At 41.0% G+C, this 26604-nt stretch carries 31 protein-coding genes and 1 riboswitch; of the genes, 4 read left to right on the top strand and 27 right to left on the bottom strand.

Annotated elements, in window-relative coordinates; all coding sequences use genetic code 11:
• Positions 1–190 precede the first annotated feature (190 nt).
• From MHH65_RS10415 to MHH65_RS10445, 7 genes are all read right to left on the bottom strand, one after another.
• Positions 191–769: a genetic competence negative regulator gene (locus MHH65_RS10415; RefSeq protein ID WP_024428080.1), complete on the bottom strand. Its 579-nt coding sequence runs from the start codon at positions 767–769 to the stop codon at positions 191–193.
• Positions 770–934: 165 nt separating this feature from the next.
• Positions 935–1723: a metallophosphoesterase gene (locus MHH65_RS10420; protein ID WP_268413978.1), complete on the bottom strand. Its 789-nt coding sequence runs from the start codon at positions 1721–1723 to the stop codon at positions 935–937.
• A gap of 86 nt (positions 1724–1809) precedes the next feature.
• Positions 1810–2265, bottom strand: a complete 456-nt coding sequence (locus MHH65_RS10425; protein WP_025093048.1) for a DUF2663 family protein — start codon at positions 2263–2265, stop codon at positions 1810–1812.
• Positions 2266–2329: 64 nt separating this feature from the next.
• Positions 2330–3112 (bottom strand): LysM peptidoglycan-binding domain-containing protein, encoded by a 783-nt coding sequence (locus tag MHH65_RS10430; protein ID WP_212051721.1) that lies wholly within the window; start codon positions 3110–3112, stop codon positions 2330–2332.
• On the bottom strand, positions 3057–3698 hold the full coding sequence (locus MHH65_RS10435; protein WP_024422830.1) for a CPBP family intramembrane glutamic endopeptidase: 642 nt from the start codon (positions 3696–3698) through the stop codon (positions 3057–3059). The genes MHH65_RS10430 and MHH65_RS10435 overlap by 56 nt, the downstream gene beginning before the upstream one ends.
• Complete coding sequence (locus tag MHH65_RS10440) at positions 3695–5203, bottom strand: ATP-dependent DNA helicase RecQ (RefSeq protein WP_125587281.1); 1509 nt, start codon at positions 5201–5203, stop codon at positions 3695–3697. Before MHH65_RS10440 ends, MHH65_RS10435 begins: the two co-directional genes overlap by 4 nt.
• Positions 5196–6248, bottom strand: a complete 1053-nt coding sequence (locus MHH65_RS10445) for a helix-turn-helix domain-containing protein (protein WP_224426736.1) — start codon at positions 6246–6248, stop codon at positions 5196–5198. The genes MHH65_RS10440 and MHH65_RS10445 overlap by 8 nt, the downstream gene beginning before the upstream one ends.
• Before the next feature lie 267 nt (positions 6249–6515).
• Between MHH65_RS10445 and MHH65_RS10450 the strand changes: the two genes are divergently transcribed.
• Positions 6516–6764, top strand: coding sequence for a ferredoxin (locus tag MHH65_RS10450; protein ID WP_008361239.1), 249 nt, complete (start codon positions 6516–6518; stop codon positions 6762–6764).
• A gap of 34 nt (positions 6765–6798) precedes the next feature.
• Here the strand turns inward: MHH65_RS10450 and MHH65_RS10455 are convergent, their stop codons facing one another.
• Positions 6799–7380 (bottom strand): ECF transporter S component, encoded by a 582-nt coding sequence (locus MHH65_RS10455; protein WP_024428075.1) that lies wholly within the window; start codon positions 7378–7380, stop codon positions 6799–6801.
• A 144-nt stretch (positions 7381–7524) separates the two neighbouring features.
• Positions 7525–7655: riboswitch (FMN riboswitch) on the bottom strand.
• A 287-nt stretch (positions 7656–7942) separates the two neighbouring features.
• Here MHH65_RS10455 and serA point away from each other — a divergent pair.
• Positions 7943–9517, top strand: coding sequence for a phosphoglycerate dehydrogenase (serA, locus tag MHH65_RS10460; protein WP_024422834.1), 1575 nt, complete (start codon positions 7943–7945; stop codon positions 9515–9517).
• Positions 9518–9551: 34 nt separating this feature from the next.
• Here the strand turns inward: serA and MHH65_RS10465 are convergent, their stop codons facing one another.
• From MHH65_RS10465 to MHH65_RS10535, 15 genes are all read right to left on the bottom strand, one after another.
• Positions 9552–10199: a M23 family metallopeptidase gene (locus tag MHH65_RS10465; protein WP_098677460.1), complete on the bottom strand. Its 648-nt coding sequence runs from the start codon at positions 10197–10199 to the stop codon at positions 9552–9554.
• A 104-nt stretch (positions 10200–10303) separates the two neighbouring features.
• Positions 10304–11410 carry a hypothetical protein gene (locus tag MHH65_RS10470; protein WP_029706041.1) on the bottom strand — a complete coding sequence of 369 codons (1107 nt, stop codon included), beginning with the start codon at positions 11408–11410 and terminating at the stop codon, positions 10304–10306.
• Positions 11322–11930 carry an RNA polymerase sigma factor SigX gene (gene sigX, locus MHH65_RS10475; RefSeq protein WP_024422837.1) on the bottom strand — a complete coding sequence of 203 codons (609 nt, stop codon included), beginning with the start codon at positions 11928–11930 and terminating at the stop codon, positions 11322–11324. The genes MHH65_RS10470 and sigX overlap by 89 nt, the downstream gene beginning before the upstream one ends.
• Before the next feature lie 203 nt (positions 11931–12133).
• On the bottom strand, positions 12134–13915 hold the full coding sequence (locus MHH65_RS10480; RefSeq protein ID WP_335350943.1) for an ATP-binding protein: 1782 nt from the start codon (positions 13913–13915) through the stop codon (positions 12134–12136).
• Positions 13912–14634, bottom strand: coding sequence for a response regulator transcription factor (locus tag MHH65_RS10485; RefSeq protein ID WP_003215596.1), 723 nt, complete (start codon positions 14632–14634; stop codon positions 13912–13914). The genes MHH65_RS10480 and MHH65_RS10485 overlap by 4 nt, the downstream gene beginning before the upstream one ends.
• An 85-nt stretch (positions 14635–14719) precedes the next feature.
• The gene (gene ccsB, locus MHH65_RS10490; protein WP_044332831.1) at positions 14720–15895 is read right to left on the bottom strand and encodes a c-type cytochrome biogenesis protein CcsB; all 1176 of its coding nucleotides are present in this window, start codon (positions 15893–15895) and stop codon (positions 14720–14722) included.
• Complete coding sequence (locus MHH65_RS10495; protein WP_024422840.1) at positions 15879–17558, bottom strand: cytochrome c biogenesis protein ResB; 1680 nt, start codon at positions 17556–17558, stop codon at positions 15879–15881. The genes ccsB and MHH65_RS10495 overlap by 17 nt, the downstream gene beginning before the upstream one ends.
• 1 nt (position 17559) lies before the next feature.
• Entirely contained in the window at positions 17560–18090 is a 531-nt protein-coding gene (locus tag MHH65_RS10500; RefSeq protein ID WP_024422841.1) for a thiol-disulfide oxidoreductase ResA, read from the bottom strand.
• 90 nt (positions 18091–18180) lie between these two features.
• A complete protein-coding gene (gene rluB / locus MHH65_RS10505; RefSeq protein WP_024422842.1) occupies positions 18181–18915 on the bottom strand; it encodes a 23S rRNA pseudouridine(2605) synthase RluB in 735 nt (244 codons plus the stop codon).
• 135 nt (positions 18916–19050) lie between these two features.
• Positions 19051–19587, bottom strand: a complete 537-nt coding sequence (locus MHH65_RS10510) for a spore maturation protein (RefSeq protein ID WP_024422843.1) — start codon at positions 19585–19587, stop codon at positions 19051–19053.
• Positions 19588–19591: 4 nt separating this feature from the next.
• Complete coding sequence (locus tag MHH65_RS10515) at positions 19592–20179, bottom strand: nucleoside recognition domain-containing protein (protein ID WP_024428070.1); 588 nt, start codon at positions 20177–20179, stop codon at positions 19592–19594.
• Positions 20167–21318 carry a D-alanyl-D-alanine carboxypeptidase family protein gene (locus tag MHH65_RS10520; RefSeq protein ID WP_024428069.1) on the bottom strand — a complete coding sequence of 384 codons (1152 nt, stop codon included), beginning with the start codon at positions 21316–21318 and terminating at the stop codon, positions 20167–20169. The genes MHH65_RS10515 and MHH65_RS10520 overlap by 13 nt, the downstream gene beginning before the upstream one ends.
• Before the next feature lie 113 nt (positions 21319–21431).
• Complete coding sequence (locus MHH65_RS10525) at positions 21432–21911, bottom strand: YpuI family protein (protein ID WP_024422846.1); 480 nt, start codon at positions 21909–21911, stop codon at positions 21432–21434.
• Positions 21912–22024: 113 nt separating this feature from the next.
• Positions 22025–22618 (bottom strand): SMC-Scp complex subunit ScpB, encoded by a 594-nt coding sequence (scpB, locus tag MHH65_RS10530; protein WP_024422847.1) that lies wholly within the window; start codon positions 22616–22618, stop codon positions 22025–22027.
• Positions 22608–23366 (bottom strand): segregation/condensation protein A, encoded by a 759-nt coding sequence (locus tag MHH65_RS10535; protein WP_024422848.1) that lies wholly within the window; start codon positions 23364–23366, stop codon positions 22608–22610. Before MHH65_RS10535 ends, scpB begins: the two co-directional genes overlap by 11 nt.
• A gap of 209 nt (positions 23367–23575) precedes the next feature.
• On the opposite strand from MHH65_RS10535, the gene MHH65_RS10540 reads away from it, so the two are divergent.
• Together MHH65_RS10540 and MHH65_RS10545 are read left to right on the top strand one after the other, a co-directional pair.
• Complete coding sequence (locus tag MHH65_RS10540) at positions 23576–23668, top strand: YjcZ family sporulation protein (protein ID WP_012010430.1); 93 nt, start codon at positions 23576–23578, stop codon at positions 23666–23668.
• Between the two features lie 90 nt (positions 23669–23758).
• The gene (locus MHH65_RS10545; protein ID WP_024422849.1) at positions 23759–24283 is read left to right on the top strand and encodes a DUF309 domain-containing protein; all 525 of its coding nucleotides are present in this window, start codon (positions 23759–23761) and stop codon (positions 24281–24283) included.
• Positions 24284–24307: 24 nt separating this feature from the next.
• On the opposite strand, the gene MHH65_RS10550 is transcribed toward MHH65_RS10545, so the two are convergent.
• The 4 genes from MHH65_RS10550 to ribE (MHH65_RS10565) form a co-directional block, all read right to left on the bottom strand.
• Entirely contained in the window at positions 24308–24661 is a 354-nt protein-coding gene (locus tag MHH65_RS10550; RefSeq protein WP_024422850.1) for a GNAT family N-acetyltransferase, read from the bottom strand.
• A 113-nt stretch (positions 24662–24774) separates the two neighbouring features.
• On the bottom strand, positions 24775–25239 hold the full coding sequence (gene ribE / locus MHH65_RS10555) for a 6,7-dimethyl-8-ribityllumazine synthase (RefSeq protein WP_029706184.1): 465 nt from the start codon (positions 25237–25239) through the stop codon (positions 24775–24777).
• A 26-nt stretch (positions 25240–25265) separates the two neighbouring features.
• Positions 25266–25892 carry a 3,4-dihydroxy-2-butanone-4-phosphate synthase gene (ribB, locus tag MHH65_RS10560; protein WP_080652974.1) on the bottom strand — a complete coding sequence of 209 codons (627 nt, stop codon included), beginning with the start codon at positions 25890–25892 and terminating at the stop codon, positions 25266–25268.
• Positions 25893–25903: 11 nt separating this feature from the next.
• The gene (gene ribE, locus MHH65_RS10565; protein ID WP_098677459.1) at positions 25904–26554 is read right to left on the bottom strand and encodes a riboflavin synthase; all 651 of its coding nucleotides are present in this window, start codon (positions 26552–26554) and stop codon (positions 25904–25906) included.
• Positions 26555–26604: the final 50 nt, after the last annotated feature.

The raw sequence follows: 26604 nt of genomic DNA on the forward strand, positions 1-26604 counted from the left end.
AAACCCCCTAGAAATCTTTCATGATCTACTGCTCCCTTTCAAGCAATAGTATACACCTTCGTACTGGTAAAGCAAAGGTAAAAAGCGTTTTTTATCAAAATAAAATATCAGCGTTTATAAATATAAAAAAGGATATAAAAAAATACTGTTGTTTCATCACAACAGTATTAAATATAATAGAAAAAAGTGATTAAAAATACATTTGAATCGTTTTCACAGCATCTTCTTGCATGATCACTTTTCCATATTCTTTTAGCCGGTGAATGGTGAGTGTCGTAGGTGAACCAAACTCTGCTAAAATCGAAATGACTGTATCAGCAGATAATTCTCCAACATCATCCAGGCTGAGATAATATTGACCTTCATAATGGTAAACTGTACCCCCTAAAAGTCCAATACGACTTAAACTATGGGACAGTTGAATCACATCTTCAAACGAGGCAAATTGATAGAGCACATGCTTACTCTCGTCGAGCTTGACTTGCATCTCAATGTAATCTTCATCAAACTCATCATCAGCATCTTCCTGCTGACTCTTTGTGACAATGACGACCATCCCCTGCGCCTGAAGAGAAAATACTTCAACAGCAATCGGTCCATTCGCTTCAAAACCGAGCTCCTGATTCGCCTCGTTCATCATGTCTTTAAACAGCTGATGGACTTTGAACGAATCTTTCCAAAGGTCTTCTTTCGTAAGACCTCGGTCTGTCAGGTCATCTAGTGTGAGAAAAATTTTGATTTTATTATAATTCAGACGCTCCAGTCGCATAACGTTCCCTCCTGCCTCTTCTAAACACACATCATACTGTAGTATATGAGATGATGAGTCATAGGTTCTTAATTTTGTATTCAGTTTACACTGTGTCAAGACGGAAGACAAGCATGAAGCTATGCTTACGGTGACTTTTATGGAAAATATTGAGGGTGCCGCAAGTTAACGCGTTTTTAGAGGCATTAAATAGATCAGATGGGTTTCTGGTTCTGCTCCGAGACGCATGGGAATTTTTGTTGTCCCGTAGCCATTACTAATGAGAAAGAACGCACCTTTGACCTGGCCTGTTCTTCCTTTTTCATACGGACCAAATTTCCCAATTCGGATCTGTCCCCCATGCGTATGACCGCTCAGGACAAGGTCGATTCCCTCTTCTTCACTCATCAAATGATGCACATCTGGATTGTGTGATAAGAGAATATTGACATCATCTTTCACAAACTCAGGCCGTATGGCTTCATAATCTGCTTTTTCAAGCCGAATATCATCAATTCCTCCGATTTTGATTCGCTGGCCTTCGAAATTCCATAAAGCCGTTTCATTTTGCAAAGTCGTGACATCGTATGCATGAAGAATTTCTTTAAACCTTTGCTGGTGCAGCTCATGATCATTATTTCCCCAAACAAAATAAACCGGCGCAATTCTTGATAAACGTTTCACATTTTCTTCAATCCTTGCGTAGGGCACACCTTTTTCTGCTAAATCTCCACCAATCATAATCACATCTGGCTCTTCCTGTCTGATTTCTGCTAATAAAGTGTCACTGATGAGACGTCTGTGTGTATCAGAAATAAAGAAAATGACAGCAGGCCGGTCTGATTGAAGTGCTTCTATTGTAAAATAATGCTTTTTGATGTTGTTTTGTTTTGCCGTTTTCACCATTTTTGCCGTTACACACACACCTGTTGTAACAGCCGCAATGGCGGCAGTAAATCCGATGGCATATTTCATCACAAATGGCTCCCTTACGTATCTTTCTTTCATAAGACGCTTGAAAGAAAAAAGACGTTTCAACTGTTAAACGTCTTTTTTCTCATTTATTTACTTTCATAATAGAGATTAATGTCATACTGCTTCTGCATATAGTGAAAAACCGTCTCGCGCTCTTTCCACTGATTTGACTGCGGCCATAAATCTGTGCTTTTTTGTATAATTTCACATCTAAGCCGATGATATTCATCCTCAGCCTTTTCTTCTTTTTTCTTATAGTAATAAGATGCGTAAAAAGCAAAGACCTCGGCCATGATCCAAAACAGAAATACTTCATGCCCAAGCAGTGTGGCAATCATGGCTTCCGGCTGAAGCGAGCCGCCTCCCGCATTTGCCGTGATCACAAAATAAAACAAAAGAATGGCCAGCGATAGAAGGGCTGTCCATTGCCATCTTTTGCACTGCTTGGCAAAACCCTCATATTTATGCTTTCTTTTAATCAATGTTTCCATCATCTTCTGTGTCGGCTGATCCATATATCGGCTGATTGCGTGTAATGTCATCACATACACCCTGTCCCTTTTTTCTACATATGTATGTGCGTGCTTCTCCATTCATGTCAGGTGATTAGTTTTCTAGTGGAATATTCAGCACTTGACCACTGTATACGCTGTTACCTTTTAAGTGATTATAGGCTCTAATTTTCTCTTCACCCGAACGGTTTTTGTAATACTTCATTGAAATTCGATACAGGTTTTCCTCTGGACCAACAGTGTGCTGCACAACACGGACTGGCTTTTCTTCCTGCTTCTTTTTCTCTTCGGCTTCTTTTCTTTTTTTCTCTTCCTGCTGCTTTTGCAAGGCTAGCTGCTGCTGTTCACGCTTTTTGGCAGCTTCAGCTCTCTCGCGTTCTTTTTCTTTCGCTGCTTGTTCACGCTCTTCTTTCTCTTTAGCTGCTTTTTCTTTTTTCTTCTGTTCAGCTTTTTCTTTCGATCGTTGTTTTTCTTCCTCTTTCTTTTGCTTCTCATCATCAGACGCATCCGCTTTATCAGCGCTTGAGTCATTTTTTGTTTCGGCAAGTGCTGACGGGACTGGGTCTGTGTCAGCACTTGATGTAGAATCAATATTATATACATCTTGATTATTATTATGGTTGATTTCCTTTGATGTGTAGTAGATCAAAAGGAAGAACACCGTGACGACAATAATAGGAAAGATAATAGCCAGTGTTGTAAACAATGGATTGCGCACCTTTTTCGTGCGCTGCTTTTTATATTCATGGAAATCTTCTCGTGTAGGAAAGTGAGAGTCATCTGAAGGCTCTACTTCTTCTTCAAGAATTTCCTCTACATCATCATGGATGTTTGTCAGCTGCTCCTTCTTTCTCTTCATTCTCGACATTTCTTCCATGTTCATCCCTCCCCCTATATTTCAAACGAATTTGACAAGCAAAGACTAAGTCAATGACAAAATGGGTCATGACAGGAACAAATAAATTCCCCGTCCACTCGTATAAAAGTCCTAAAAAAATACTAATAGAAACCACAAGGATAAACAAGAGTATTTTTGATAAGTAGCGAAAGTGAAGGAGCGCAAACACAATACTGGCAATTTCCAGTCCAAATTGCTGCTGGACGATCCCTCGGAATAGAATTTCCTCTGAAAAGGCGATGAGCAGTGTTAACCAAACAATATGCGGGATGCTGCGGTTTTTGAACATTTTTTCATTTAATCCGCCATCATCATACATATGAGCAGGAAACACCTTCATGACAATCGCATCCACAATGATCACAACCGCAGCGCCGCCAATTCCATAGGTCAGTATCCGCGCATCTTGGATCTCCCAAAGAGATGTGAAATCTGTCCAATGATCGAACATAAATATACCTAGTAAAAAGGAAATGACCAGCATCAGCAGCTGCGTGAAATACAGCTGTTCTACCACTTGTCGATCGGTTAATTTTTCGATGATCCGGCGATGTTGTTCAATCAATGCTGCGCCTCTTTTGTCAGATGAAACATACGATCCAGCACGGTCTTCCAGTGTTTCATTTCATTCAGCTCCAATGGTTGATCTTTTTTTTCATAATCAGACAGGTCAAGTCCGCAAGAAGAGCAGCAGCTGCCAGAGAATGCGCTCTCTGGTTGATCAAGCTGTTCGTAAAAGTATGATAACAGAGATTGTCTAAAGCAGCCATGATCTGTGATCCGCTCCTTAAATTGCCACACTTTTCTCAGTTTTTCTGTTTGTCTGTCCTGCAATTTCTCTTTCAGTTTCATCAGCAGCACACGCGGCTCGTCAGACTGATACATCCTGTAATAATGGATCAGCATTCTTGCACGTGTCTCCTGAAGCCCTGATTCCATCAATTGTTCACGTAATTTCTTTTCATCATTTGTCTGCATTTGTGTCAGCCTGGCTAAGAAGAAATCAATTTCTGGCTCATCAAAGCCCTCTGCTTGTATTAAATGCTGTTGAATATCCGCATCCTCTTCTGTATATAAAAGAATGCTGACACTCTTTTTCCCGTCCCGTCCTGCTCTTCCAATTTCCTGCATAAATGCTTCAATTGACTGCGGCGGGCTCATATGAATAACAAATCGTATATCTGCTTTATCAATTCCCATTCCAAAAGCACTTGTACAACAAATAAGATCAAGCTGTCCGCTGATAAATTGCTGCTGAATAAGCATACGGTCTCCTGCATCCATCCCGCCATGGTAATACTCTACACGCTGATGGGTTTTTTGTTTCATAATGAGCGCCATATCTTCTGTCATTTGCCGGGTTGGACAATAAATCAGACCGGGGCCTTGCAGATATTCAACAAGCTCAATAGCCCGTTTTTCTTTTGCTTCTTTCGTTTCGTGCGCTTCTTTGACTAAAGCGATGTTTGGCCGGTTGACAGAATGGATATGAAAGTCTGGATGCTGCAATCTTAACGTTTGTACGGTATCTTTTAGCGTTTGTTTTGTTGCAGTTGCCGTCAGTGCTAAGGCGACAGGATGACCTAACGCTTCTCTCCATTCTCCCAGCTTGGAATATTCCGGACGGAAATCATGCCCCCATTCGGATATACAATGGGCTTCATCGACAACGAACAGACCAATATGCATCGATTTGAGCTGTTCTAGCAGCACCTCTGACATTAATGCCTCAGGGGCGACGAATAAAAATTTATATGATGGCAAATGCCGAATAATATGTCGTCTCTCCTGAAAAGACAATGTGCTGTTCAGTGCCGCCACTCGTTTTTCTCCGCGCATTTTCATTCGTTCGACTTGATCCTCCATAAGCGATAACAGCGGCGAAATAATGAGAACTAATCCATCTGTCATATAGCCGGGAATTTGATAGCAGATGGATTTCCCGCCGCCAGTAGGCAGCATGGCCACCGTATCCTTTTGATTCAGTACACTTTGAATAATGTCCTCTTGACCCGTTTTAAATGAGTCGTAACCAAAATATCGCATGAGCGTCTGATGAAGCTTATCCATTTGCTTTCACCATCCTTGTCAGAGCCAATCGTATTTGAAAATAAGTAAATGGATGTTCGAGTTTTTCTTTAATCAGCTTCATCTTATTTGTTTGAAGCTCTCTGGCTACTGCATGAATGGCCTGCTGCTGTTCTTCGCTCACATACGGCTCTATTGAGAAGCTCGGTTCATGTATGGAAAGCTCGACAATATGGTCTTCGATCGTTGCCTTTTTTAAAGAGCGAATGTGAGCAATTTGATCAATATCAAAGCCTTTTTGCACAAGCTCGAGCGTTTTGTGCGTAGAGGTTGTCAGCACGCGTTTGAATTCAAGGTCACCTACGAGCTTTTGCATGAGCTGCGCCTCACCTTTTTGGGCAGCATGAATAAAATAATGGAGGACATTCCAAAAAAGCAGGTACACATACCACACATCTTCTTTTAGCCACTCTGCCATTTGCTGATACGTACGCCCAATTCTTTCATTTGAGGTCAATGAATAAACAAATATCAGCGCCTCTTGATCACTTATACGGCTAAGGAGCTTTTCGAGTTCATGATGCAGCTCTTCCGATAGCTTATTCTTCTCGTGATGCTGTTTTAAGAAGGATTTCGTCCAGCTCTGTACAGATACATCTCTTTGTATTGGGACATATTGATGCGATCCAGCCAGATGGTGAGACAGCACTTGTACAAGTAACGAGAGTCTCATCCATAACACCTTTGCTTTATCATGATATTTGGCACCATGAAAATAAGCGGGCATCGGTTTTTCTGAGAAATACTGGTTTAGCATTTGCTGTCCTGCATCTGTAACAATGAATGTCTCCCCTGCTTTTTTGATGTAGTGCTTTTCGTCAAGCTTTATAGTAGAGCGATTCAGCTGATCCCTCGTAAACCCCGGGTAACAGCCGAAATACTTTGAAAGCTGAAACAAACTGGCATCCTGTATGGTTTGTGATGATTTTTTTCCTTTAAAAAGATGGTAGACAGCACTTATGGAGCGTTCGCCGTTCAATTTATATACGCTGTCCATTAACATGACATCCAAGTAATGAAGAGTCATTCGCCAAAGCACCTGTCTTCCTGACAAAATTCGAATATTTTCTCCCTTTATTTTAACAGATTTCATAGAAGAAGAAATGTTTAAACTCAATTTGTGGGGGAAAGTTATGAACAAACCCTTATGTGATAAGCATTCTCAATCACTTTACAGTTGAAATGTGAAATTAAAATCATTACAATAAGGTTTGAGGAAATTGTTTTTTATCGGTGAAACTAAAAAGGTTAGACCATTTGTTCCATCGAACAATCTGGGAGGTATTTTTTTAACATGGCAAAATATACAATTGTAGACAAAGACACATGTATTGCTTGCGGCGCATGCGGTGCAGCTGCTCCAGACATTTATGATTATGATGATGAAGGCATTGCATTTGTTACGCTTGATGACAACCAAGGGACTGTAGAAGTTCCAGAAGTACTTGAAGAAGATATGCTTGATGCATTTGAAGGATGTCCAACAGATTCAATCAAAGTTGCGGACGAATCTTTCGATGGTGACCCGCTTAAGCATGAATAGTATAAAAGCCCCTTATACAGGGGCTTTTTTTATATTAACTATTTTGAAGTCGGCGTTTATTTTCAAACCATGGACGCATTTTCACAAAAATGAGGCTAAACACGATGGTAATGATGATGCCTTTAATAAGATTAAAAGGCAATATCCCTGCTGTTATCGTCGCCTTGAGCATATTATCCGAAAGTTGAGGTGCATTTAAAAACCATGTGTAAGCCGGCAGAAACAGGAAGTAATTTAAAATACTCATCATCACAGTCATAAGCACTGTGCCCAAGAACATAGACCATACAATTCCCTTTGCCGATTTGATTTTTTTGAAAATGAAGGCCACTGGTAAAATGAACAATACGCCTGCTGTAAAGTTCGCTACTTGATCAACAGGAACACCAGACATACTGCCATGAATGAGATAATGCAGTACATTTTTTAACGCCTCAACAGCAATACCTGCACCCGGCCCATAAATTAAAATCGCAATAATCGCTGGAATATCGCTGAAATCAATTTTCAAATATCCTGGAAGCCCAGGGAACGGGAAGTTTAATAACATTAAAACAAATGAAATACTGCTAAGCATACTGATTACAACTAAACGCTTTACTTTACTTTGATTCAATATTCTCTCTCCTTTTCGATCAAATCTTTCGAAAAGAGGATTGTTCCATTTTAGCCACAAAAAAACCGCCCTTGAAAACAGGAGCGGGGAAATTGGGCTAGACAAATAAACGTGTGAACATCAATGTTTTCAACGTTTATGAACCTCCATCTTCTCCCATCCAGACTATACTGTCGGCTTCGGAATCACACCGAATCCTGCCAAAAAGGCTCGCGGGCTTAGAGACTATGCTCATCACCGCCGGTAGGGAATTGCACCCTGCCCCGAAGATTGATCATTATTCAATTCGACATCATTATATATGATATATGAGCATTTGTACAGATAAAAATCCTGAGCAAATTCATCAGTTTTAAGAAATCGTAAAAAACACAAAAATTCTAATGACAAATGCGCAAAAATTGGTTATCTTTTGTTTAAAGGTGTTCATTCTTTATAAAGACACAAAGAAATGTTCGTGTTTTCTTTTTCACTTTACTGCTTTAATTTGATTGACACAGTGAAAAGGAATATGGTAAATTATCAGATATTTATGACGTTTATTTTAGGAGGAAATCTTACGATGTTTCGAGTATTAGTCTCAGATAAGATGAGCAATGATGGTCTTCTACCACTTTTAGAATCAGATTTTGTTGAAATTGTCCAAAAAAATGTAGCAGAAGCAGAAGATGAATTACACACGTTTGATGCCTTACTTGTCAGAAGTGCCACAAAAGTAACGAAAGAGCTTTATGAAAAAATGACTTCATTAAAAATTGTCGGCCGTGCCGGTGTGGGAGTAGACAATATTGACATTGATGAAGCGACCAAGCATGGCGTCATTGTAATCAATGCACCAAACGGTAATACGATCTCGACAGCTGAGCATACGTTCGCTATGATTTCATCACTTATGCGTCATATTCCGCAAGCCAATATTTCTGTCAAATCAAAAGAATGGAACAGAGGTGCATATGTTGGTGCTGAGCTTTACGGAAAATCTCTTGGGATTGTCGGTTTAGGCAGAATCGGAAGTGAAATCGCCCAGCGTGCAAGAGCATTTGGCATGACAGTCAACGTGTTTGACCCATTTCTCACAAAAGAACGTGCAGAAAAAATTGGCGTCAATGCGAAATCACTTGATGAAGTACTCGAAGTATCAGATATTATTACGGTACATACGCCATTAACAAAAGAAACAAGAGGACTTCTCAATAAAGAAACGATTGCAAAAACGAAAAAAGGTGTTCGCCTTGTAAACTGTGCGCGCGGCGGCATTATTGACGAAGCTGACCTTCTTGAGGCACTTGAAAGCGGCCATGTCGCAGGAGCTGCACTTGATGTATTCGAGGTAGAACCTCCAACTGATAATCCGCTTGTGGATCATCCACACGTCATTGCAACTCCGCATCTTGGTGCCTCTACAAAAGAAGCACAATTAAATGTAGCGGCGCAAGTATCTGAAGAAGTCCTTCAATTTGCCAAAGGTCTTCCTGTCATGTCATCTATTAATCTACCAGCGATGACAAAAGACGAGTTCAAAAAGATTCAGCCTTATCATCAATTTGCAGGAAAACTTGGACGTCTTGTCTCTCAATCCATGAGAGAACCTGTAAAAGAAGTAGGCATTTCTTATGAAGGCTCTATTTCAAAACTCGAAACATCCTTTATCACAAAGAGTCTCCTGTCAGGCTTTTTAAAAGAGCGTGTTGATTCGACTGTGAATGAAGTAAACGCTGGAATGGTCGCAAAAGAACGAGGCATTAGCTTTAGTGAAAAAATTTCTTCCAGCGAATCTGGTTACGAAAACAGTATTTCCATTGAAGTCAAAGGTGATCTTTCAACCTTTACTCTAAAAGCGACTTACATCCCGCATTTAGGGGAACGCGTCGTTTCTATTAATGGCTTTAATATTGATTTTTACCCAGATGGACACCTTGTCTACATCCAGCATACAGATGCACCTGGTGTGATTGGAAAGGTTGGACAGATTTTAGGCGACCATGATGTCAACATCGCAACAATGCAGGTGGGACGTAAAGAAAAAGGCGGCGAAGCCATTATGATGCTTTCTTTCGATAAGCATCTAGAGGACGAAATTGTGAAAAAATTAACTGAAGTGCAGGATATTCTTTCTGTCCGCCTGATTGACCTATAAAAAACAGTGATAAACCTCATGCTTTGCATGAGGTTTATTTAGTTGAAACCATTAAACGGTCTCCTGTTCGAATGAGGTGAGTGGTCAGCTCATTGATCTTTTTCAATTGTTCCACAGTCATTTCATGTGCCTTTGCTATCGACCAAAGGGTATCCCCTTGTTTAATGACATATGTATTTTTTTCATGTCCATTTACATGAAGAGCCGGCTCTTGGAAACGTTCCAGAGCAATCATTTTGAGTGGGTCTATCGCATCCTCTTTGCTGACTGACCAATTGCCACGATGTACTTCAAAATGCAAATGAGTGCCTCTGGAGGCCCCTGTGTTGCCAATTATACCAATCGGCTGTCCCGCTTGTACATGGTCACCCTTTTTCACAAAACGCTCGTGTAAATGAGCATAGACAGTTTCGTATCCATTCGGATGCTGAATAAATACAACTTCTCCATATGTAGCCGATACATACGAACGCGTGACCACACCTTCACTTGCAGCAAAAATGGATTCTCCTTCTGGCGCAGCTATATCTAATCCCTTATGCGAACCGCCCCTTGTCCCAAACAAGTCAGTGACTTCTCCTTTCACTGGTTCCACCCATTCGGTTGTCTTCTGTGCATAGGCAAATGGCGCTAAGATCAAGAGCAAAAAACAGCTGGCACCTATGAAGCAATACCTTTTCATCAGTGACTCCCCTTCTTTGAGGTTCTTTTCATGACAGCTTAGTATACAGCAAGAAGACCATTTTCTATACATCAAAAAAGAACGCAATGAAATGCTTGCGTCCTTTAACGTTCTTTGATGACAACTGGATTCGGCAGAGCCGGTACCTCTATTGGTTCATTTAATTCATATGGTCCTACTTGATCTGTTCCTGCATATTGAATGGTGACATCTGTAAAACCAAAATCTTTCGCTGTGAGCAGCAGACCTTCAATGAGTAGAGTATGATCAATTGAGTCCGATAATTGCGCTGATGCTCCAAACGTGATGGTTACATGCTTACCTTTTGATGTCACTTCTTTAATGGGTTCTTCTTTAATTAATGGTTCAAGTCCAGAATCACTCGTGCGTTTCATGGCCTCTACCGCATCTTCATAAGTAGAATAATGTGTTTTTGAGGGCACCAAAAAAGTCCCGCTCTTATTTTCTAACACGTAATAAGCTTTCTTCGTTTGTTTATCAATTGATATCGTGCCAAAGCTGCTAGTCCCTAATTGAAGATGAGAACCTTTGACTGACCTGACCTCCACTTGTTTATACCTGCTCCATTTGAGCGTTTCTTTTACCATATCTTTAAATCGATTGGCTTCCTTTATCGTATCAAGGGACAAATCATTTTTTAACTGAAAAACAAGTGTATTCCCATTTTCACGAAGGTCCACCATCTCAAGATAAGATTGAAGAGGCTTTGTCATTTCAGGCAGCTGCACCTGTTCATATGTGTTCATCATTTCCTGCAAATGGCCATGTTCATTCTCTTTTTCAATACTTATGGGAACCACTTGAGATGTCGATTCATCTATGTATGCAACCGTCATATACTTTTGCTTGTCTTCATGAGAAACAACGTGTGTGGTACCATTTGCCTGTTTGACTGGCTCTAATGTGGCATTTGCCTGTCCTTTGTCAGCACTTGATTCCATTTTCATCTGTTGATGCTGTTCTTGAGCAGCCGGCTGAAATAAATGAGGAGAAATTAAAAACGCCATAAATAAAACCACAACGGTTGCCACCGCTGGACCGATCCATTTGACACTTTTCTTTTTCTTCCCGCTTGCCATCAGCACCTGCTGGTATATCTGCTTAGATGAACGGTTGTCCTCCACCTTTGGAAGCTGACTTAGTAACACCTTGATTCGTTCTTCGCTCCAATCGGACCTGTTCGTTTTCATTCACTAGCTCCTCCTTCAAAAGCTCCATATGTTTTCGGAGCACTTTCAGGCCTCGGTGCTGCGTTGTTTTGACTTTGCTTTCCGAGAACTTTAGCGCCTTTGCCGTCTCCATGATTGAGTAGCCCTGGATAAACCTTAAAATGATGACAGCTCTTTGATCAATCGTGCAGTGATCAAGCGCGGCATAAATTTCTTTAGTATTTTCATCCTGTACAGCCAGTTCGTCTGGGAGCAAGTCTGGGTCTTTTACATCCTGCTTATCCCAATCAAACGTGCCGAGTACCCGTTGTCTAATGGTTTGCTGCTTGCGAAACCAGTCAATCGCCACATGCCTTGCAATTGAAAACAGCCATGTTTTCTCGCTGCTTCTTCCTTCAAAAGTTTTATATGAGTGAAGTACCCGAATGTAAACCTCCTGTACGAGATCCTCTGCCTGATTTTTATCTTTAACCATGTAAAATAAAAACTGGTACAAATCTTGATGGTACGAATCATATATTTTTTGAAAGGTTTCATGCATAGGAAACCCCTCCGTTCACTTATTTTTGTCGAGTGACTCTTATAAAACGTTACATTACAACTTTATGACAAATATATTACAAGTTCGACAGTTTGGAAAGGGCTTTTTGTTTAACTTCTCCTTAAAAATTTGAAAATAGAAAAAACACTTCATTTTCTTTACGAAAAGAAGTGTTTCTCATGTAACAAGATTCTTCGTCAAGATTAGACGAGTTCCTGCTTTTTTCTCGGAATATAAAATGTGAAGTGTGTACCTGTACCCGCTTTGCTATGAGCATGTATAGAGCCTTGATGTGCCTCGACGATGTTCTTCACAATCGCAAGGCCAAGTCCAGTACCAGAACGTCCTCTTGTCCTTGCTTTATCGGCTTTATAGAAGCGTTCGAAAATAAAGGGCAGATCCTCTTCGGGAATTCCGCTCCCCGAATCTTTTACATCCATTTTCAGTCCGTTTTCCACCGATTGAACCGAGAAGTGAACCTCGCCGCCCTCTGGTGTATGACGAATGGCATTATCAATGAGATTCGTAAACACTTGCTCAATCTTATCTGGATCGAATACAAAGTTCGGTTCATCGACTTGAATATCATACGTAAGGTCGATTTGTTTTTCTTTCGCAATCCCGAGAAACTTGCGGTAGATCTTCTCAGTCAGCTCTTCCGTATCTGTTGATTCAAGATTCAGTGTAATGTGACCTGCTTCCATTCTCGCTAGATCTAGAAGATCATTCACAAGTCGTCCCATTCGCAGTGATTCATCATAGATAATTTGCGCAATCTCTTTCTTTTCTTCTTCTGATCCTGCAATATCATCTACAATTGCCTCGCTGTACCCTTGCAGCATGGCAATTGGCGTACGAAGCTCATGACTGACATTGGCAATGAAATCTTTTCTCAGCTTATCAAGTCTTCGTTCCTCCGTCATATCACGAAGGACTGCAACTGCTCCTCTGACATCCTGCTGATTATACAGAGGAGACATGAGAAGAACCCAGGTACGCCCTTGCAGCGTAACTTCGATCATTTGCTCTTTTTCTGTACTGACAGCTGTATGAAATAGCTCGCGCGCTTCTGGAGGCAGTTCATCTCCATCTTTGATCTTCATATTTTGCTCGTAATACCATGCCTGTAAAAATCGTTCTGCTGGAGGATTTGTCATCAAGATCGTTCCATCAATATTGATGGTGATGACGCCATCAGCCATACTGCTTAAAATATTAGATAAATGTTCTTTTTCTTGATTTAAGGCTGTGATATGGAATTTAAGCTGCTTCCCCATTTGATTAAAGGCGATCGCCAGTTCTCCAATTTCATCTTGCGTTAAAATAGGAATCTTTGTATCAAATTTCCCTTTCGCCAAATCTTGTGCACCCTCTCTCATCTTTCTGAGAGGATAGGTGACACGTGTTGACAAGAAGAAAGCGAATATAGTGGTCAGTACAATCGCAATTCCGGCGGCTAAAAAGATGTAGCGTGTCGTATGTTTCGTTGTTTGTTCTACAGCGAGGAGTGACTGAGAAAGAAAGACCATGCCTTTTTTTCCGTTCGCCTCATATGGAACACCGACTACAATCCGTTCATCTTTTTGATTGCCTGCATCAGGTTCTGCACGTTTACTGATTTTTTTACGATCTTTCAGTGCTTGATTTAAATCGCTGTCTGCTTCAATTTGTTTCTTTGTAATCGCAGGAAGCTTCCCGTCTTTTTCAGACGAATACCACTCTAGCCCGTCCTCTTGGATGATCGCAATACTCGTCAATTTGTCAGCGAGCTCTGATGTAATCGACCTTGCAAGCGATTGATCCTCATGGCTTTCTAAAATGACCGCTACTTTGTTTGCCATTTGTGTTAAATCAGATTTTGCTTCTTCTACATGATAATTCTCAATGAACTCTAAAAGAAGCACAGTTAAAATAGATAAAACGATCAGGACGAGGAAAAGAATGGTTAACCATAGCTTTCCTACAACACTTTTCCACAGTTTCATTCAGCGCCGACCTCAAATTTGTACCCGACACCCCATACAGTTACGATTTTTTTCGCTGCTTCTGGTGACACTTTATTCAGTTTTTCACGAAGTCGTTTGACATGCGTATCAACTGTTCGTAAGTCTCCAAAGAATTCATATTGCCATACTTCTTTTAGCAGCTTTTCTCTGTCATAGACCTTATCTGGTGTTTTTGCAAGGAAATATAAAAGCTCATATTCCTTCGGCGTGAGGCTGACTTCTTTGCCATCAGCCGTCACTCTATGTGCATCATGGTCAATAGAAAGATGAGAAAACACAAGAACATCCTTTGTTGTTGTCCCAGTATTCAAATAAGACGTTTGAGACGATCTTCTGAGCAATGCCTTTACACGTAAAACCACTTCACGCGGGCTGAAAGGTTTGACGATGTAGTCATCCGTTCCTGCCTCAAATCCTTGAACGCGGTTGGCTTCTTCTCCTTTTGCCGTCAGCATAATGATTGGAGTCGCTTTTTTGTCTCGAATTTGATTACACACTTCGATTCCATCTGTACCAGGCATCATTAAATCGAGCAAAATGAGGTCGTAATCGGTTTGAAGCCCTTTTTGAATCGCCTCATCTCCATTTTCCGCTTCATCGATTTCATAATTTTCACGTTCTAAATACATTTTTAAAAGGCGGCGAATTCTTGCCTCATCATCTACGACTAATATTTTCGTTTGAGTTGTGTGTTCCATTAGACAGTCCTCCTGCTTTCTCCGTTGTTACATTCATTTTAACAAAAAGCCGAATTGAATCATAAAAGTTGGCTTTTCCTTGTGATTATGCGTAAGAATGAAGCCCCGCAATGACAAGGTTGACAAAGATGAGATTAAACATAATAATGGCGAAGCCGATCACAGCAAGCCATGCGGACTTTTCACCATGCCAGCCCCGCGACAAGCGAAGATGAAGATAGGCAGCATAAAAGAGAAACGTAATCAATGCCCATACTTCCTTCGGGTCCCAGCCCCAAAACCTAGTCCATGCAATTTGCGCCCAGATCATGGCAAAGATCAGCCCGCCTAACGCAAATACAGGGAAACCAATCGAAACCGCCCTATACCCAATTTCATCAACTAAATCTAGATTCACCTGTTTCACTAGCGGTTGAAGCAGTGCGCTCAGCCGTTTGCGAATGATCAATCGAATGAGTCCGTATATGATCAGCCCTACGCCAAATGACCATAACACCGTATTGACCTTTCTACCTGAAAAAACAGGCGGCAGCTCAACAAACGGTTCCAAACGATCTTCCGTCACAAGCTCCCCTTTATGAGGTCCGACAAGAGCTGGCAGCTCATAGACCATCTCACTTTTTTCTTTATTTTTATCGATCCAATTAAATGTCGCTTCATATCCTGTCATTCTAAAGATAGACGTAACAGCGATAAATGCAAGTGTGACCACAATCATAAACATGACAAGCTCTAAACCAAACGTCTTCTTCCCTGGCTTTGTTTGATCCACATGCTTTAATAGAAAGATGACACCTGCCACAAAGCTGATGGCTAAAATGGCTTGGCCAAGTGCTGCTGTTGTCACGTGAATATAAAGCCAATTACTTTGAAGTGAAGGAATCAGCGGTGAAATATCTGATGGGAACATACTTGCATAGGCAATAATTAATAAAGCGATTGGAAGTGTGAATAAACCAAGTACAGACACTTGATACACAAAATATAAAATGATGAATGCAAGCACCAGCATCATGCCAAAAGCCGTTGTGAACTCAAACAAATTACTGACTGGTGCATGGCCAGATGCGATCCATCTTGAAATAAAATAGCCCAACTGGCTCAAAAAACCGATGATGGTAAGCGTAATGCCAATGAGTGCCGCCTTATTCCTGCGCGGTCCTTCTTCTTTTTTTCCCTTAATGGCACCACCAAAAAAAGGAACTGCCGCTAAATAAAATAGAAAAGCTGCAAATAACAGATTTTCACTGACTGCCGCCATCTAATCCTTCCCCCTTGCTTTTGCTGATACTTGTTGTATCAGGCAGTTCTTTTTGATCAACTGGCTGTTTGATGCCACTGCCGTTCAGTAACACTCCAATATCGGACTTTAACCCGAACCAGTTTTTGTTTGTATGTCCTGCCACCAATACTTTTCCATCCTTTGCCGACAGCCAGATTCTTCTATGCTGCCAATACATCCCCTGCACGACACCAATCATGAAGATGATTCCGCCTACTATGAGCACGCCAAGTGTTAAATCCTTTCTAACTGTTAACCCTGTAACGTTTTTCGTTTCAACCCGATCAAACTTCATTTTATATAGATTGTTATCAGAACCCTCTACTGTCTCTTGAATGGCGACAAAGCTTTTTTCACCTTTAGGTTTTTCAGGAGAAATCATTTCAAACACGAAAGCAGGATTATTCGGATTCCTTGTTTTCGTACTCGGCGTTCCATCATCGTCAAAATAAAAATCAGGCAGATAGCTCATCACCTTGACTTTGTAACCGCTACCAAGATCATATTCTGACTTAGGCTCCAGCAGATTAATCTTCACTGTACCGAAAGATTTTTCTGTATCTTTACGAATCAGCTGAAAGACCATTTGATCGAGTTCATTTTGCTTAAAATCTACTTGATATAATGAGAAATTGTCAAACTTGAGCGGTTCATTCACTTTGATATCGTGTTCTGTTACCTGCTTCAGCTTGGGCTTTTCACCAAATACAACTTCTCCTTCACGTTTGTATAAAATAGCATCCGTTTTATAGCTTTTCACCACTTGACCGTCGCCAGCTTTTTCAATGGCATTCTCAAACACTTCTTTTTCATTTCCAGTTTCATAGCGATCAATTGAAAACGCATTATTTTTCAAGAAGTATTGACCATCCGTACCTGGAATTGGTGCAGTTTCCCCTTCTCTGACCCAAAGCGTTTCATCCACGTACATGCCCGGGACAAACCGGAGCATCGCTCCAATGAGAAAGATGATTAGTCCAATGTGATTGACGTAAGGTCCCCAGCGTGAAAAACGTCCTTTTTCGGCTAAAATATGCCCATTTTCTTCTCGCACGCGGTAACGCTTTTGTTTCATTGCTCTTATGATGCCTTCATATGTATGCTGATCTAATGTTTTGTCTGTCTCGCTAAACAGACGCTGTCTTCTCATAAAGCCTTCTTTTTTGATAACCCCTTGGTTTTTGAGTGCTCGATAAAGAGGAATAACGCGGTCGAGACTGCAAATGACAAGGGAGATTCCGATTGATGCGACAAGGGCTAAAAACCACCAAGAATTATAAAGATCATGGAATCCTAGTGTGTAATACAGCTTGCCAAACGATCCATATTGCTCTTCATAATACGTGGAAGCAGATGCACCTGGCGGAATAAATCGCTCCTGCGGAAAAATCGTTCCAAGCGAAGAAGCGAGCAGTGTAATGACAATCAGCCACACACCCACTTTAACGGAAGAAAAAAAGTTCCATACTTTATCAACAATCGTTTTGTTGTATGTTTGCGAGCGTCTTGCACTGCCGTCATATCTCATATCAAGCAGCTTTGAAGAGTTTTTCTCTTTAGCCGCAATGGGATTCCCGCATGATTCACATAGAACAGTACCGATTGGATTAATATGTCCACACTCGCACTTTACCTCTTTCATTCTATGACCCCTTTGGTTTAATCAAATTCATATATTCATAGACATTACGTTCTGTCATCGTTCCCTTTATGACTTTGATTACCTTGCCTTCAGGACTGATTAAAAATGTGGTTGGCAGCGGCGTAATATCATATGCCTCTGTCACTTGGCGATCTTTGTCCATGGCAACAGGAAAATTCACGCCATAGGACTCCATAAAATTTTTCACGGCAATCTTGGATTCCGCAACATTGACTGCAACAATTTCCACACCGCGATCCTTGAACACTTCATATTGATTCGCCATATAAGGAAATTCCTGTTTACACGGACCACACCATGTACCCCAAAAATTAAGAAAGACACCTTTGCCTTTTAAGTCCTTTAACTCAATCCGATCCCCATCGACAGATTGAAGGACAAAGTTTGGCGCAATAGATCCTTCTTTGACTCGATCCTGTTTGGCAAATACTGAGTTATACATTGTATAACATAGTGCAGCAAGCATCACGAGGAGAATGCCCGTCCGTATGAAAAACCGTCTTTTTTTCATCTGAAGTACCCCTTCCCCATAGACATTCAGGTAAATTATAGCATTCTCCTTCTTTTGATGCTTCTTCATTTTTTGAAGTTTATGTGAAAATTAAAAAGCGCTTTTCCCATGATCGGCAATTGCTCTCAGGCGCTTTACTTCATGCGGAGACAATTCTCTGCGGTCTCCTGGTCTCATACCTTCAATATGAAGGAACGAATATTGCTCCCTTTTTAGCTTTAACACATCATGTCCAATCGCTTCAAACATGCGGCGCACCTGTCTGTTTCTGCCTTCGTGAATGGTTAATTGAACAATACAAGTTTGCTTTCGTTTATCAATAGAAAGCATTTTCGCACGAGCAGGTGCTGTTTTTTTATGATCTAACATGATCCCTTTTTCTAGCTTTCTAAGCAGTTCCTTTGATGGAATGCCTTTTAGCTTCGCTGCATACGTTTTATCAATTTCGTATTTCGGGTGCATGAGCTTATGAGCAAATTCCCCATCATTTGTAATCAAAATCAAACCGCTCGTATCATAATCTAACCGGCCGATTGGATAAAGGCGCTGCGGGACATCATCAAAGAAATCTGTGACGACCTTGCGTCCTTTATCATCCTCGGCAGCCGAAATGACGCCGCGCGGTTTATAAAGCATAAAGTAAACCGGTTCTTCTCTTTCAAGCTTTAATCCATTGACTTCAATTTTATCTGAAGAGCCCACCTTCACTCCGAGCTCTGTCACTGTTTGACCATTAACGGTAACTCGTCCTTCTTTAATTAATTCTTCAGCCTTTCGTCTTGAAGCGACGCCGGCATGTGCAATTACTTTCTGTAAACGTTCCATTTGTCTTTCACCTCATGTACTATCTTACTTGCTTGACTTAAAACAAACAAGCATTCGTGGAAAAATAAGCGTTTCGTCTGTCTAATTTCAGCTAAAAAGCGATTTTCCATCCATGAAATACAAAAAAGCGCCTGATTAGGCGCCGCTAAATAACAAACTGACGATAATCACAGAGGCAATGACACCAATGAGATCTGCTAGCAAACCTACTTTCAGCGCATCTCCCATTTTTTTAATCCCAACTGCTCCAAAATAGACCGTTAAAATGTAAAGGGTGGTGTCTGTTGACCCTTGCATGACAGCTGCAAGCTGGCCAATAAAAGAATCTGGGCCATACGTCGCTATTAAGTCTGATGTCATTCCAAGTGCAGCCGTTCCTGATATCGGGCGAATAAACGCAAGCGGCACGACTTCTGGCGGGAAACCAATCGCTGTAAAGACTGGTTTTAATAGTCCCATAACAAAATCAAGCGCACCTGATGCACGGAATATCGTAATGGCTACAAGCATACCGACTAAATAGGGAATGATTGAAAAGGCAATTTGAATGCCCTCTTTTCCTCCCTCCACAAATGTTTCATAGGTTGGTACCTTTTTAATGGTTCCAGCAATCAAAATTCCTGCGATGATCAGTGGAATCAAAGCAAGTGACAGCCAGTTAATAAATGCCACAAGATCACCCCCGCCTGCTTCTGCGATAGTGGAAATAACGATCGATGATAATTGCACCGATTCCTGAAATGAGTGTTGCTAAAATGGTTGGCCCTACAATATCTGTTGGCTGATCTGCCCCATAGGTCATTCTTATTGCAATGACGGTTGTTGGCACAAGTGTGATAGAGGATGTGTTGACCGCTAGAAATGTAATCATAGAACGGCTTGCCTCATTTTTTCCGCCGTTTAATGCTTTCATCTGCTCCATCGCCTTAATCCCCAGCGGTGTAGCGGCATTCCCGAGACCAAAGAAATTCGCCATGAGATTGGACAAAATATACCCCATTGCAGGATGATTAGGCGGAATATCTGGGAATAGCTTTGAAATAAAAGGCCGGCACAATTTACTAAAGAATTTTAACAGCCCTGCCTCTTCGGCAATCTTCATGAGCCCGAGCCAAAAAACGAGGACACTAATCAAACCAATTGAAATAGTAACCGCTTCTTTTGAGCCTTTAAATACAGCCTCGTTTACTTCCTGCATCGTTCCATTAAACATCGCATAGACAAGACCGATGACAGTGAGAAATACCCAAATTAGATTGACCATGAAGATCCGCCTATAGATGTCTGAAAGACAGACTTAAACATTTCTTGAAAGCTTTTTTGAGGCATGCGGTTTCGTTTATTTTCATAAAAAATCGGTAATTGCTCGATCACCTGTCCATCTAACAAAATCGTCATTTTTCCTACAACATCTGGGATGGCTTCGGCGTTTTTTTTCCACTTCTTTTCAGGGGTGAGCATTTCCGTTTCAATTTTGACAAGTTTTTTCTCATCTTCATTTAAAAAATAGTCCACATCACGCTTGATAAACGCTTTTTTTTCGTAAAAGGTCCCTTTTAACGAAGCAAGCCTTCCTTTTTCAGCAAGCACATACGTTTTATAGTGATCAAATGCATATTCAAACATAGAAATATGATCCTTCCAGTCGTCAGGTGCATTAATGGTCACAGCGATCAGCTGAGCATCACCCTTTGCAGCGGTGGAGACAAGTGTTCGTTTTGCAAGCTTTGTATATCCTGTTTTCCCTCCAGTGGAATATTCGTATAAACCGGTAAGCAGCTTGTTTTTATTTTTCCAATAGCCTTCCATTGTCTTCGCTTTATAGAAAGTTGTACCGGCAATTTTTTGATATTGTTTATGTTTCATCGCGTATTTTGTTAGGATCGCCATGTCATAGGCTGATGAATAATGATTTTTATGATCATCGAGTCCGTGCGGATTTTGAAAATTCGTATTCTCCATTCCTAGTTCAGCCGCCTTTTGATTCATCATAAAGATAAATCCTTCTAAGCTGCCGCCAACATGCTCTGCAATGGCAACAGCTGCATCATTTCCAGAACGCAGCATGAGCCCGTATGTCAAATCTTCTAAGCTCACCTTCTGCCCTTCCTTTAAATAAATGGATGACCCCTCCGCCTGAATCGCACGTTTTGATACTTTGACGGTATCTTTCATTTTTCCTGATTCAATGGCTAATACAGCCGTCATGATTTTTGTAATACTGGCGATTCTTCTTTTTTCGTGCTCGTCCTTTCCAAATAGGACTCTGCCTGACTGTCCATCTATTAAAATGGCGCTTCTTGCACTCACTGATAATGAAATGTCTGCTTTGGCATGTGAGGAAAAAGGCAGTAAGAGTGTAAATAGAAGAAGGACTGCTGTTCCAATTTTTAAATAGGGCATGTTCATTCACGTCCTTGTCCGTTTTGTACAAGTGTATGCTCTGCTGAAAAAGTTATGATGCCTCGTCCATAAAAAAAAGCGCCTCTACATATAGAGGCGCTTCTTCAAATTGCTTATACCATTTTCACTTGCTGATGAGAAGTCGTATATTCCAGCTCTTCTCTCATCGCTAAAAAGTCTTTTTCTAATGAAGAAAATAATTGTTTCATATCAGCGGATACTTCATGGTGAAAAACAATGCTGCTTTTTCCTGTATAGGCCGAACGGCTGTCTTCATACCATGTATCCTTTTTAGGCGTGAAAAATTCTTCAATACATTGATGATAAATACGGTGGAGCATCTGCTGTGCGGCTTGCTGCGGGAATGTCTGCTGCTGGCCCATTTTCCTGCAAACTGCTGCTGCATCCTCGCTGTACACTGCAAGCTTCCGTAATGTACTCAATATGTCACAATAATAGGCTTCCGCTTCGGGGTTTAATCGTTTCAAGCTTGATAAGGTGGTTTCGTTCAGAAAACCATTCATTTCAATTGCAACCTTTGATAAAAAGACGCCTGCTTGATCAACTTGAGCCTTTACATTCATATGTGCCATTTGTTTCGTGTTTACCTTCCCCTCATGGCTTTGTCACCATTTTATCTGTCATCAAAAGATTTTAGACCTAAAATCTTTTTTATATTTTATCATACATTTTTCATTCTTTTGAACTATTTTATGTCTTCAAATGTTTGATTGAAGTTTTCAAAAAATAGATCGGCCTCTTCTTGTACTCCATCTGCTTCTACATTCTCTGGAAGCGGCGGTAATTCATCTAAAGCCTTTAAGCCAAATTGCTCTAAAAAGGTAGGGGTTGTCCCATACAGAATCGCTCGTCCCGGACCATCGGCACGTCCTACTTCACAGAGCAGTGCTTTGGCTACTAAGCTATGAAGTACCCGCTCTGATTTGACTCCTCTGATCTCCTCTACCTCACTGCGTGTAATCGGCTGTTTATAAGAAACAATGGCAAGCACCTCCAGCGCTGCCTGCGACAAACCCTTGGATGGTGTCTCGACTAATTTTTTTAAATACATGCTGTATTCTTTTTTCGTCAGCAGCATATATGAATCTGCATATTCAATGAGCTCAATCCCTCGTTCTTGTTTTTGATATTCTTCCTTTACGGAAGACATAATGTCGAGTAATACCGACTCATCTACTTCAAGAACAGACATGAGCTGTTTTCTTGTTAAGCCTTCGTCACCTGCTGCATACAGCAGCGCTTCTAAGATGGCTTTCCAATTCACGATATCAAGCGTCATGAATCGTTTCACTCCCTATGATATAAATGTCTTCAAAGTTCCCTTCCTGCTCTAGCATGATTTGATGACTTTTCATCAATTCGAGAACAGCAAGAAACGTCACGACAAGGTGTTCCTTTTGATCATGTTGAAATAGAGTCATGAAATTGGTCCGCTTTTTTGTTTTTCTTAAATGGTTCATAATCTCATTCATTTTGTCTTCAATCGGGATTTCTTGTCTTGTAATCTTTGATGGTGCTGGTTTCGTTATTTTCTTTCGATTTAATACCTTTTGGAACGCACCTAACATATCATACACCGTTACGTGTAAATTTGTGTCCTTCGCTTCTGATTCTTTTGCAAATTCGCTTAAATCACTCGGTGGTTTTGTAAAGGCATTTTGCCTTTCTTCTTCGCGTTCCTTTAGTTCTTGTGCTGCATTTTTATACTTGCGGTATTCAATCAATTTGCCAATCAGCTCTTCTCGAGGGTCTTCTTCCTCTTCGAGCAGGTCTTCATCAAACAGCTCTTCCTCTTGTTTCGGAAGAAGCATTCTGCTTTTAATACTCAGGAGGGTTGCAGCCATGACCAAATATTCACTCGCAACATCGAGCTCAAGCTCCCTCATCGTGTGGACATATAATAAATACTGCTCCGTAATTTTAGCGACGGGAATATCATAAATATCAATTTCCAACCGGTTAATTAAATGTAAAAGCAAGTCCAAAGGACCCTCGAACGAATCTATTTTCACCTGATATTCCAGCATCTTTTTCTCACCATTTCTACTGTCTTCTAAGTACCGTTTCACCGGCTAACCTTTAGTATAAGACAGGATAAAGCTCTCGTCCAATATAATTTCGGCCATGATGCCTTAGGCAAATCGAGAAAAACTGTGGATCCGCCCATACCAATAAGGGCATTTATACATAGAATACCATTGTAATCAGAACTGATGAAAAAGGAGGCCGTATCATTATGGGAGATGGCTATAACTTCGGCGGAGGATTCGCGCTAATTGTCGTGCTTTTCATCTTGCTGATCATCGTTGGCGCGGCTTGGGTTTATTAAAGAAACAGAGCGTCCTTTTCACTAAAGGGACGCTCTTTCTTCTTTTCTTTTCGATATGTTAGACTGAGAGTGGAAAAGGAGATGACCGCTGTGTATCCTGAAGCGTACGTGGCTTTTTTACACGAATTTCATACGACAAGAGATTATTTTGAGTGTCATGAAATTTTAGAGGAATATTGGAAAGAAGATCCCCCTGAGCAGCGCAAAGAATATTGGGTCGGGCTCATCCAGCTCGCTGTTGCCTTGTATCATCAAAGGCGGGGAAATGGAAAAGGAGCAAAACGGCTCATTTCTAACAGTCTTCATTTGTTAGAAGCAAACCGTTCAGTATTATCGAATCTCGGTCTGGATGATGAGGCATTTCTGATGCTTCTGAGAACGCTGAAAAAGAAAATGGATGAAGATATGCCCTATGAAAGTGTGATGCTGCCAATCAAAGATGAAGCACTTCTTTCTTTATGCCAAGAAATGGCCCAAAAAGAAGGACTGCTCTTTGGACAGGAAAGCAACTTATCCCATACATTTTTAATCGAAAAACATAGACTCCGTGACCGGACAGAAGTTTTGCTGGAACGAAAAAAGCAGATTGAACGTAAAAAAAGCAGAGGACTGTAGCCTCTGCTTTTACATGTGTGATATTTAATTTGATTCGCTGTGACACTTATGAAAGAAGCCTTGCGTTAATTCATTTGGAATGAGTGTTTTGGTTTTAAATATTTCTTCCACGGCTAAAACCATTTCCTTGCCGATTCCTTGATCACGATGGGATGGATTCACACTAATATGCTCAATTTGTACTTGGTCGTCTGTTTTCAACACACCAATAGCACCTACAATATCCTCGCCATCTTTCCATAGGAACAGCTGCCGATCTTCATCCATTTCATATGACTTCATCGTCTGCTGAAGCTGTTTGACGTCTTTCTCACCCGGCATAAAGGACAGAAGTCCCATGGCAATTTTTTCAAAAGACCTCTTGTAACGAATTAACATATATACCCCTCAATATTCAAATTATCCTAATTTCCAGCAAATGTCTTATGATTCATTTGCTCATCACACATTATAAACATTTTTATACCGTTTTTAAACTCTTTTTCACTAAATTAAGAGAACGTTCGATTGAGATTCGCCATTTCAATAGCAGCTGCAGCCGATTCGCTGCCTTTATTTCCTGCTTTTGTACCAGCTCTTTCAATGGCTTGTTCAATAGATTCTGTTGTGAGTACACCAAAGATAATCGGTACCCCTGTTGACATAGCACTCTGAGCAATTCCTTTAGCAGCTTCATTACAAACGTAATCATAGTGAGTCGTTGCCCCTCTGATCACGGTTCCAAGTGTGATGACTGCATCATATTTTTTGGTTTCTGCTAATTTTTTTGCCATGTACGGGATTTCAAAAGCGCCTGGTACCCACACAACATCGATATCATCACCATTTGCTCCGTGTCTGAGTAATGTATCTTCTGCTCCATCTAACAGTTTACTTGTAATAAAATCATTGAATCTCGCTACAACGATTGCAAATTTTAGTCCTTCTGCTACTACATGGCCTTGTATTGTATTCATATGTTGATCATCCTTTTTTGTGATTTTTATTTTGTTTCAATAGCGGCTGTTCGATTGTTGTTTAAATATGTCTGTAATGCTTCGATTGTCAGCATCTTTAAATCATGCTGTTTTTGGATCTCCTTTAGTTCAGGGACGCGCGCCATTGATCCATCTGCATTCATAATTTCACATATGACACCCGCTGGCTCTGAGCCTGCCAGTTTAGCAAGATCAACCGCCGCCTCTGTATGACCTGGTCTTTCTAGTACGCCGCCCTCTTTTGCAATAAGCGGAAAAACATGTCCTGGTCGGGCAAACTCTTCTGGTTTTGCGTCTTTATTTAACATGGCCAGCATGGTCGTCGAGCGCTCAAAAGCACTAATACCAGTCGTCGTTGTCACATGGTCGATGCTTACTGTAAATGCTGTATGGTGTGCATCCGTATTATGTTCAACCATTGGATGCAGATTCAGGTGTTTGGCGATCGACGCATGGACTGGCGTACAAATGAGGCCTCTTCCATGTAATGCCATGAAGTTAATCACCTCAGGTGTGGCATGCTCAGCGAGTGCCACAAAGTCTCCTTCATTTTCTCTGTCTTCATCATCCACTACGATAATGATTTCTCCTTGTTTAAGGGCATTTACTGCCTCATCAACGGAATGATACATACAATCGCCTCCTAGAATCCGTGCTCTTTTAGAAATGATGGGGTCAATCGAGATGGCTGTTTTTCGCTCTGCTCTTTTGTTAAAAAGCGATAAATGTATTTACCGATCATGTCACACTCTATATTCACGATATCCCCCATAGATTTAGTCGGGAAAATAGTTCCTTCAAGCGTGTGAGGAATAATAGAGACTGTGACATGTGAATCTCGCAAATCGAAAATGGTCAAGCTGACACCATCTATTGCGATCGAACCCTTTTGGGTGAGCATATCTGTGAGGGTCTTGTTCATCTTTAAATCATAGTAAATGGCATTACTCTTCTTTTCTATCCGGGTAATGACAGCCGTTCCATCAACATGGCCTGAGACAAAATGGCCGCCAAATCGTCCATTTGAGGACATGGCTCGCTCTAAATTCACTGGACTGCCTAGTGTCAGCTGATCCAGCGATGTCGCTTTGACCGTCTCTGGCATCACATCTGCCGCGAACTGTTCTTTTGTGAAGCTAGTGACTGTGAGACATACTCCATTAATGGCAATACTGTCTCCGAGGTGAACATCTTCCAGCACACGGCTGCATGTAATGACAATTTCCATGGCATCTGCTGACTTTTTACTTAATGACTGAACGGTGCCAACTTCTTCAATTATCCCCGTAAACATGTGATCCTCCCTTTCGTTTCATTTGTATTTCTCACTTTTAAAAAAAGCGA

It is taken from the genome of Bacillus sp. FSL L8-0654 (assembly GCF_038629965.1).
In the GTDB taxonomy this organism is placed as follows: domain Bacteria; phylum Bacillota; class Bacilli; order Bacillales; family Bacillaceae; genus Bacillus; species Bacillus safensis.

Excerpts from the sequence above, each read along its gene's own strand:
- ccsB (WP_044332831.1), bottom strand. The coding sequence starts at position 15,895 with ATGGCGGCAGTCAGTGAAAATCTGTTATTTGCAGCTTTTCTATTTTAT.
- MHH65_RS10535 (WP_024422848.1), bottom strand. The coding sequence starts at position 23,366 with ATGCTGGAATATCAGGTGAAAATAGATTCGTTCGAGGGTCCTTTGGAC.
- ribB (WP_080652974.1), bottom strand. The coding sequence starts at position 25,892 with ATGTATCATTCCGTTGATGAGGCAGTAAATGCCCTTAAACAAGGAGAA.
- sigX (WP_024422837.1), bottom strand. The coding sequence starts at position 11,930 with ATGCATGAAACCTTTCAAAAAATATATGATTCGTACCATCAAGATTTG.
- MHH65_RS10540 (WP_012010430.1), top strand. The coding sequence starts at position 23,576 with ATGGGAGATGGCTATAACTTCGGCGGAGGATTCGCGCTAATTGTCGTG.
- MHH65_RS10525 (WP_024422846.1), bottom strand. The coding sequence starts at position 21,911 with ATGGCACATATGAATGTAAAGGCTCAAGTTGATCAAGCAGGCGTCTTT.
- MHH65_RS10480 (WP_335350943.1), bottom strand. The coding sequence starts at position 13,915 with ATGAAACTGTGGAAAAGTGTTGTAGGAAAGCTATGGTTAACCATTCTT.
- MHH65_RS10440 (WP_125587281.1), bottom strand. The coding sequence starts at position 5,203 with ATGGATAAGCTTCATCAGACGCTCATGCGATATTTTGGTTACGACTCA.
- MHH65_RS10470 (WP_029706041.1), bottom strand. The coding sequence starts at position 11,410 with ATGAAAACGAACAGGTCCGATTGGAGCGAAGAACGAATCAAGGTGTTA.
- MHH65_RS10420 (WP_268413978.1), bottom strand. The coding sequence starts at position 1,723 with ATGAAATATGCCATCGGATTTACTGCCGCCATTGCGGCTGTTACAACA.
- rluB (WP_024422842.1), bottom strand. The coding sequence starts at position 18,915 with ATGGAACGTTTACAGAAAGTAATTGCACATGCCGGCGTCGCTTCAAGA.
- ribE (WP_029706184.1), bottom strand. The coding sequence starts at position 25,239 with ATGAATACAATACAAGGCCATGTAGTAGCAGAAGGACTAAAATTTGCA.
- MHH65_RS10415 (WP_024428080.1), bottom strand. The coding sequence starts at position 769 with ATGCGACTGGAGCGTCTGAATTATAATAAAATCAAAATTTTTCTCACA.
- MHH65_RS10500 (WP_024422841.1), bottom strand. The coding sequence starts at position 18,090 with ATGAAAAAAAGACGGTTTTTCATACGGACGGGCATTCTCCTCGTGATG.
- ribE (WP_098677459.1), bottom strand. The coding sequence starts at position 26,554 with ATGTTTACGGGGATAATTGAAGAAGTTGGCACCGTTCAGTCATTAAGT.
- serA (WP_024422834.1), top strand. The coding sequence starts at position 7,943 with ATGTTTCGAGTATTAGTCTCAGATAAGATGAGCAATGATGGTCTTCTA.
- MHH65_RS10465 (WP_098677460.1), bottom strand. The coding sequence starts at position 10,199 with ATGAAAAGGTATTGCTTCATAGGTGCCAGCTGTTTTTTGCTCTTGATC.
- MHH65_RS10430 (WP_212051721.1), bottom strand. The coding sequence starts at position 3,112 with ATGGAAGAAATGTCGAGAATGAAGAGAAAGAAGGAGCAGCTGACAAAC.
- MHH65_RS10425 (WP_025093048.1), bottom strand. The coding sequence starts at position 2,265 with ATGACATTACACGCAATCAGCCGATATATGGATCAGCCGACACAGAAG.
- MHH65_RS10520 (WP_024428069.1), bottom strand. The coding sequence starts at position 21,318 with ATGCCCTATTTAAAAATTGGAACAGCAGTCCTTCTTCTATTTACACTC.
- scpB (WP_024422847.1), bottom strand. The coding sequence starts at position 22,618 with ATGACGCTTGATATCGTGAATTGGAAAGCCATCTTAGAAGCGCTGCTG.
- MHH65_RS10445 (WP_224426736.1), bottom strand. The coding sequence starts at position 6,248 with ATGACTCTTCATTACTTGGATGTCATGTTAATGGACAGCGTATATAAA.
- MHH65_RS10550 (WP_024422850.1), bottom strand. The coding sequence starts at position 24,661 with ATGTTAATTCGTTACAAGAGGTCTTTTGAAAAAATTGCCATGGGACTT.
- MHH65_RS10450 (WP_008361239.1), top strand. The coding sequence starts at position 6,516 with ATGGCAAAATATACAATTGTAGACAAAGACACATGTATTGCTTGCGGC.
- MHH65_RS10515 (WP_024428070.1), bottom strand. The coding sequence starts at position 20,179 with ATGGTCAATCTAATTTGGGTATTTCTCACTGTCATCGGTCTTGTCTAT.
- MHH65_RS10495 (WP_024422840.1), bottom strand. The coding sequence starts at position 17,558 with ATGAAAGAGGTAAAGTGCGAGTGTGGACATATTAATCCAATCGGTACT.
- MHH65_RS10485 (WP_003215596.1), bottom strand. The coding sequence starts at position 14,634 with ATGGAACACACAACTCAAACGAAAATATTAGTCGTAGATGATGAGGCA.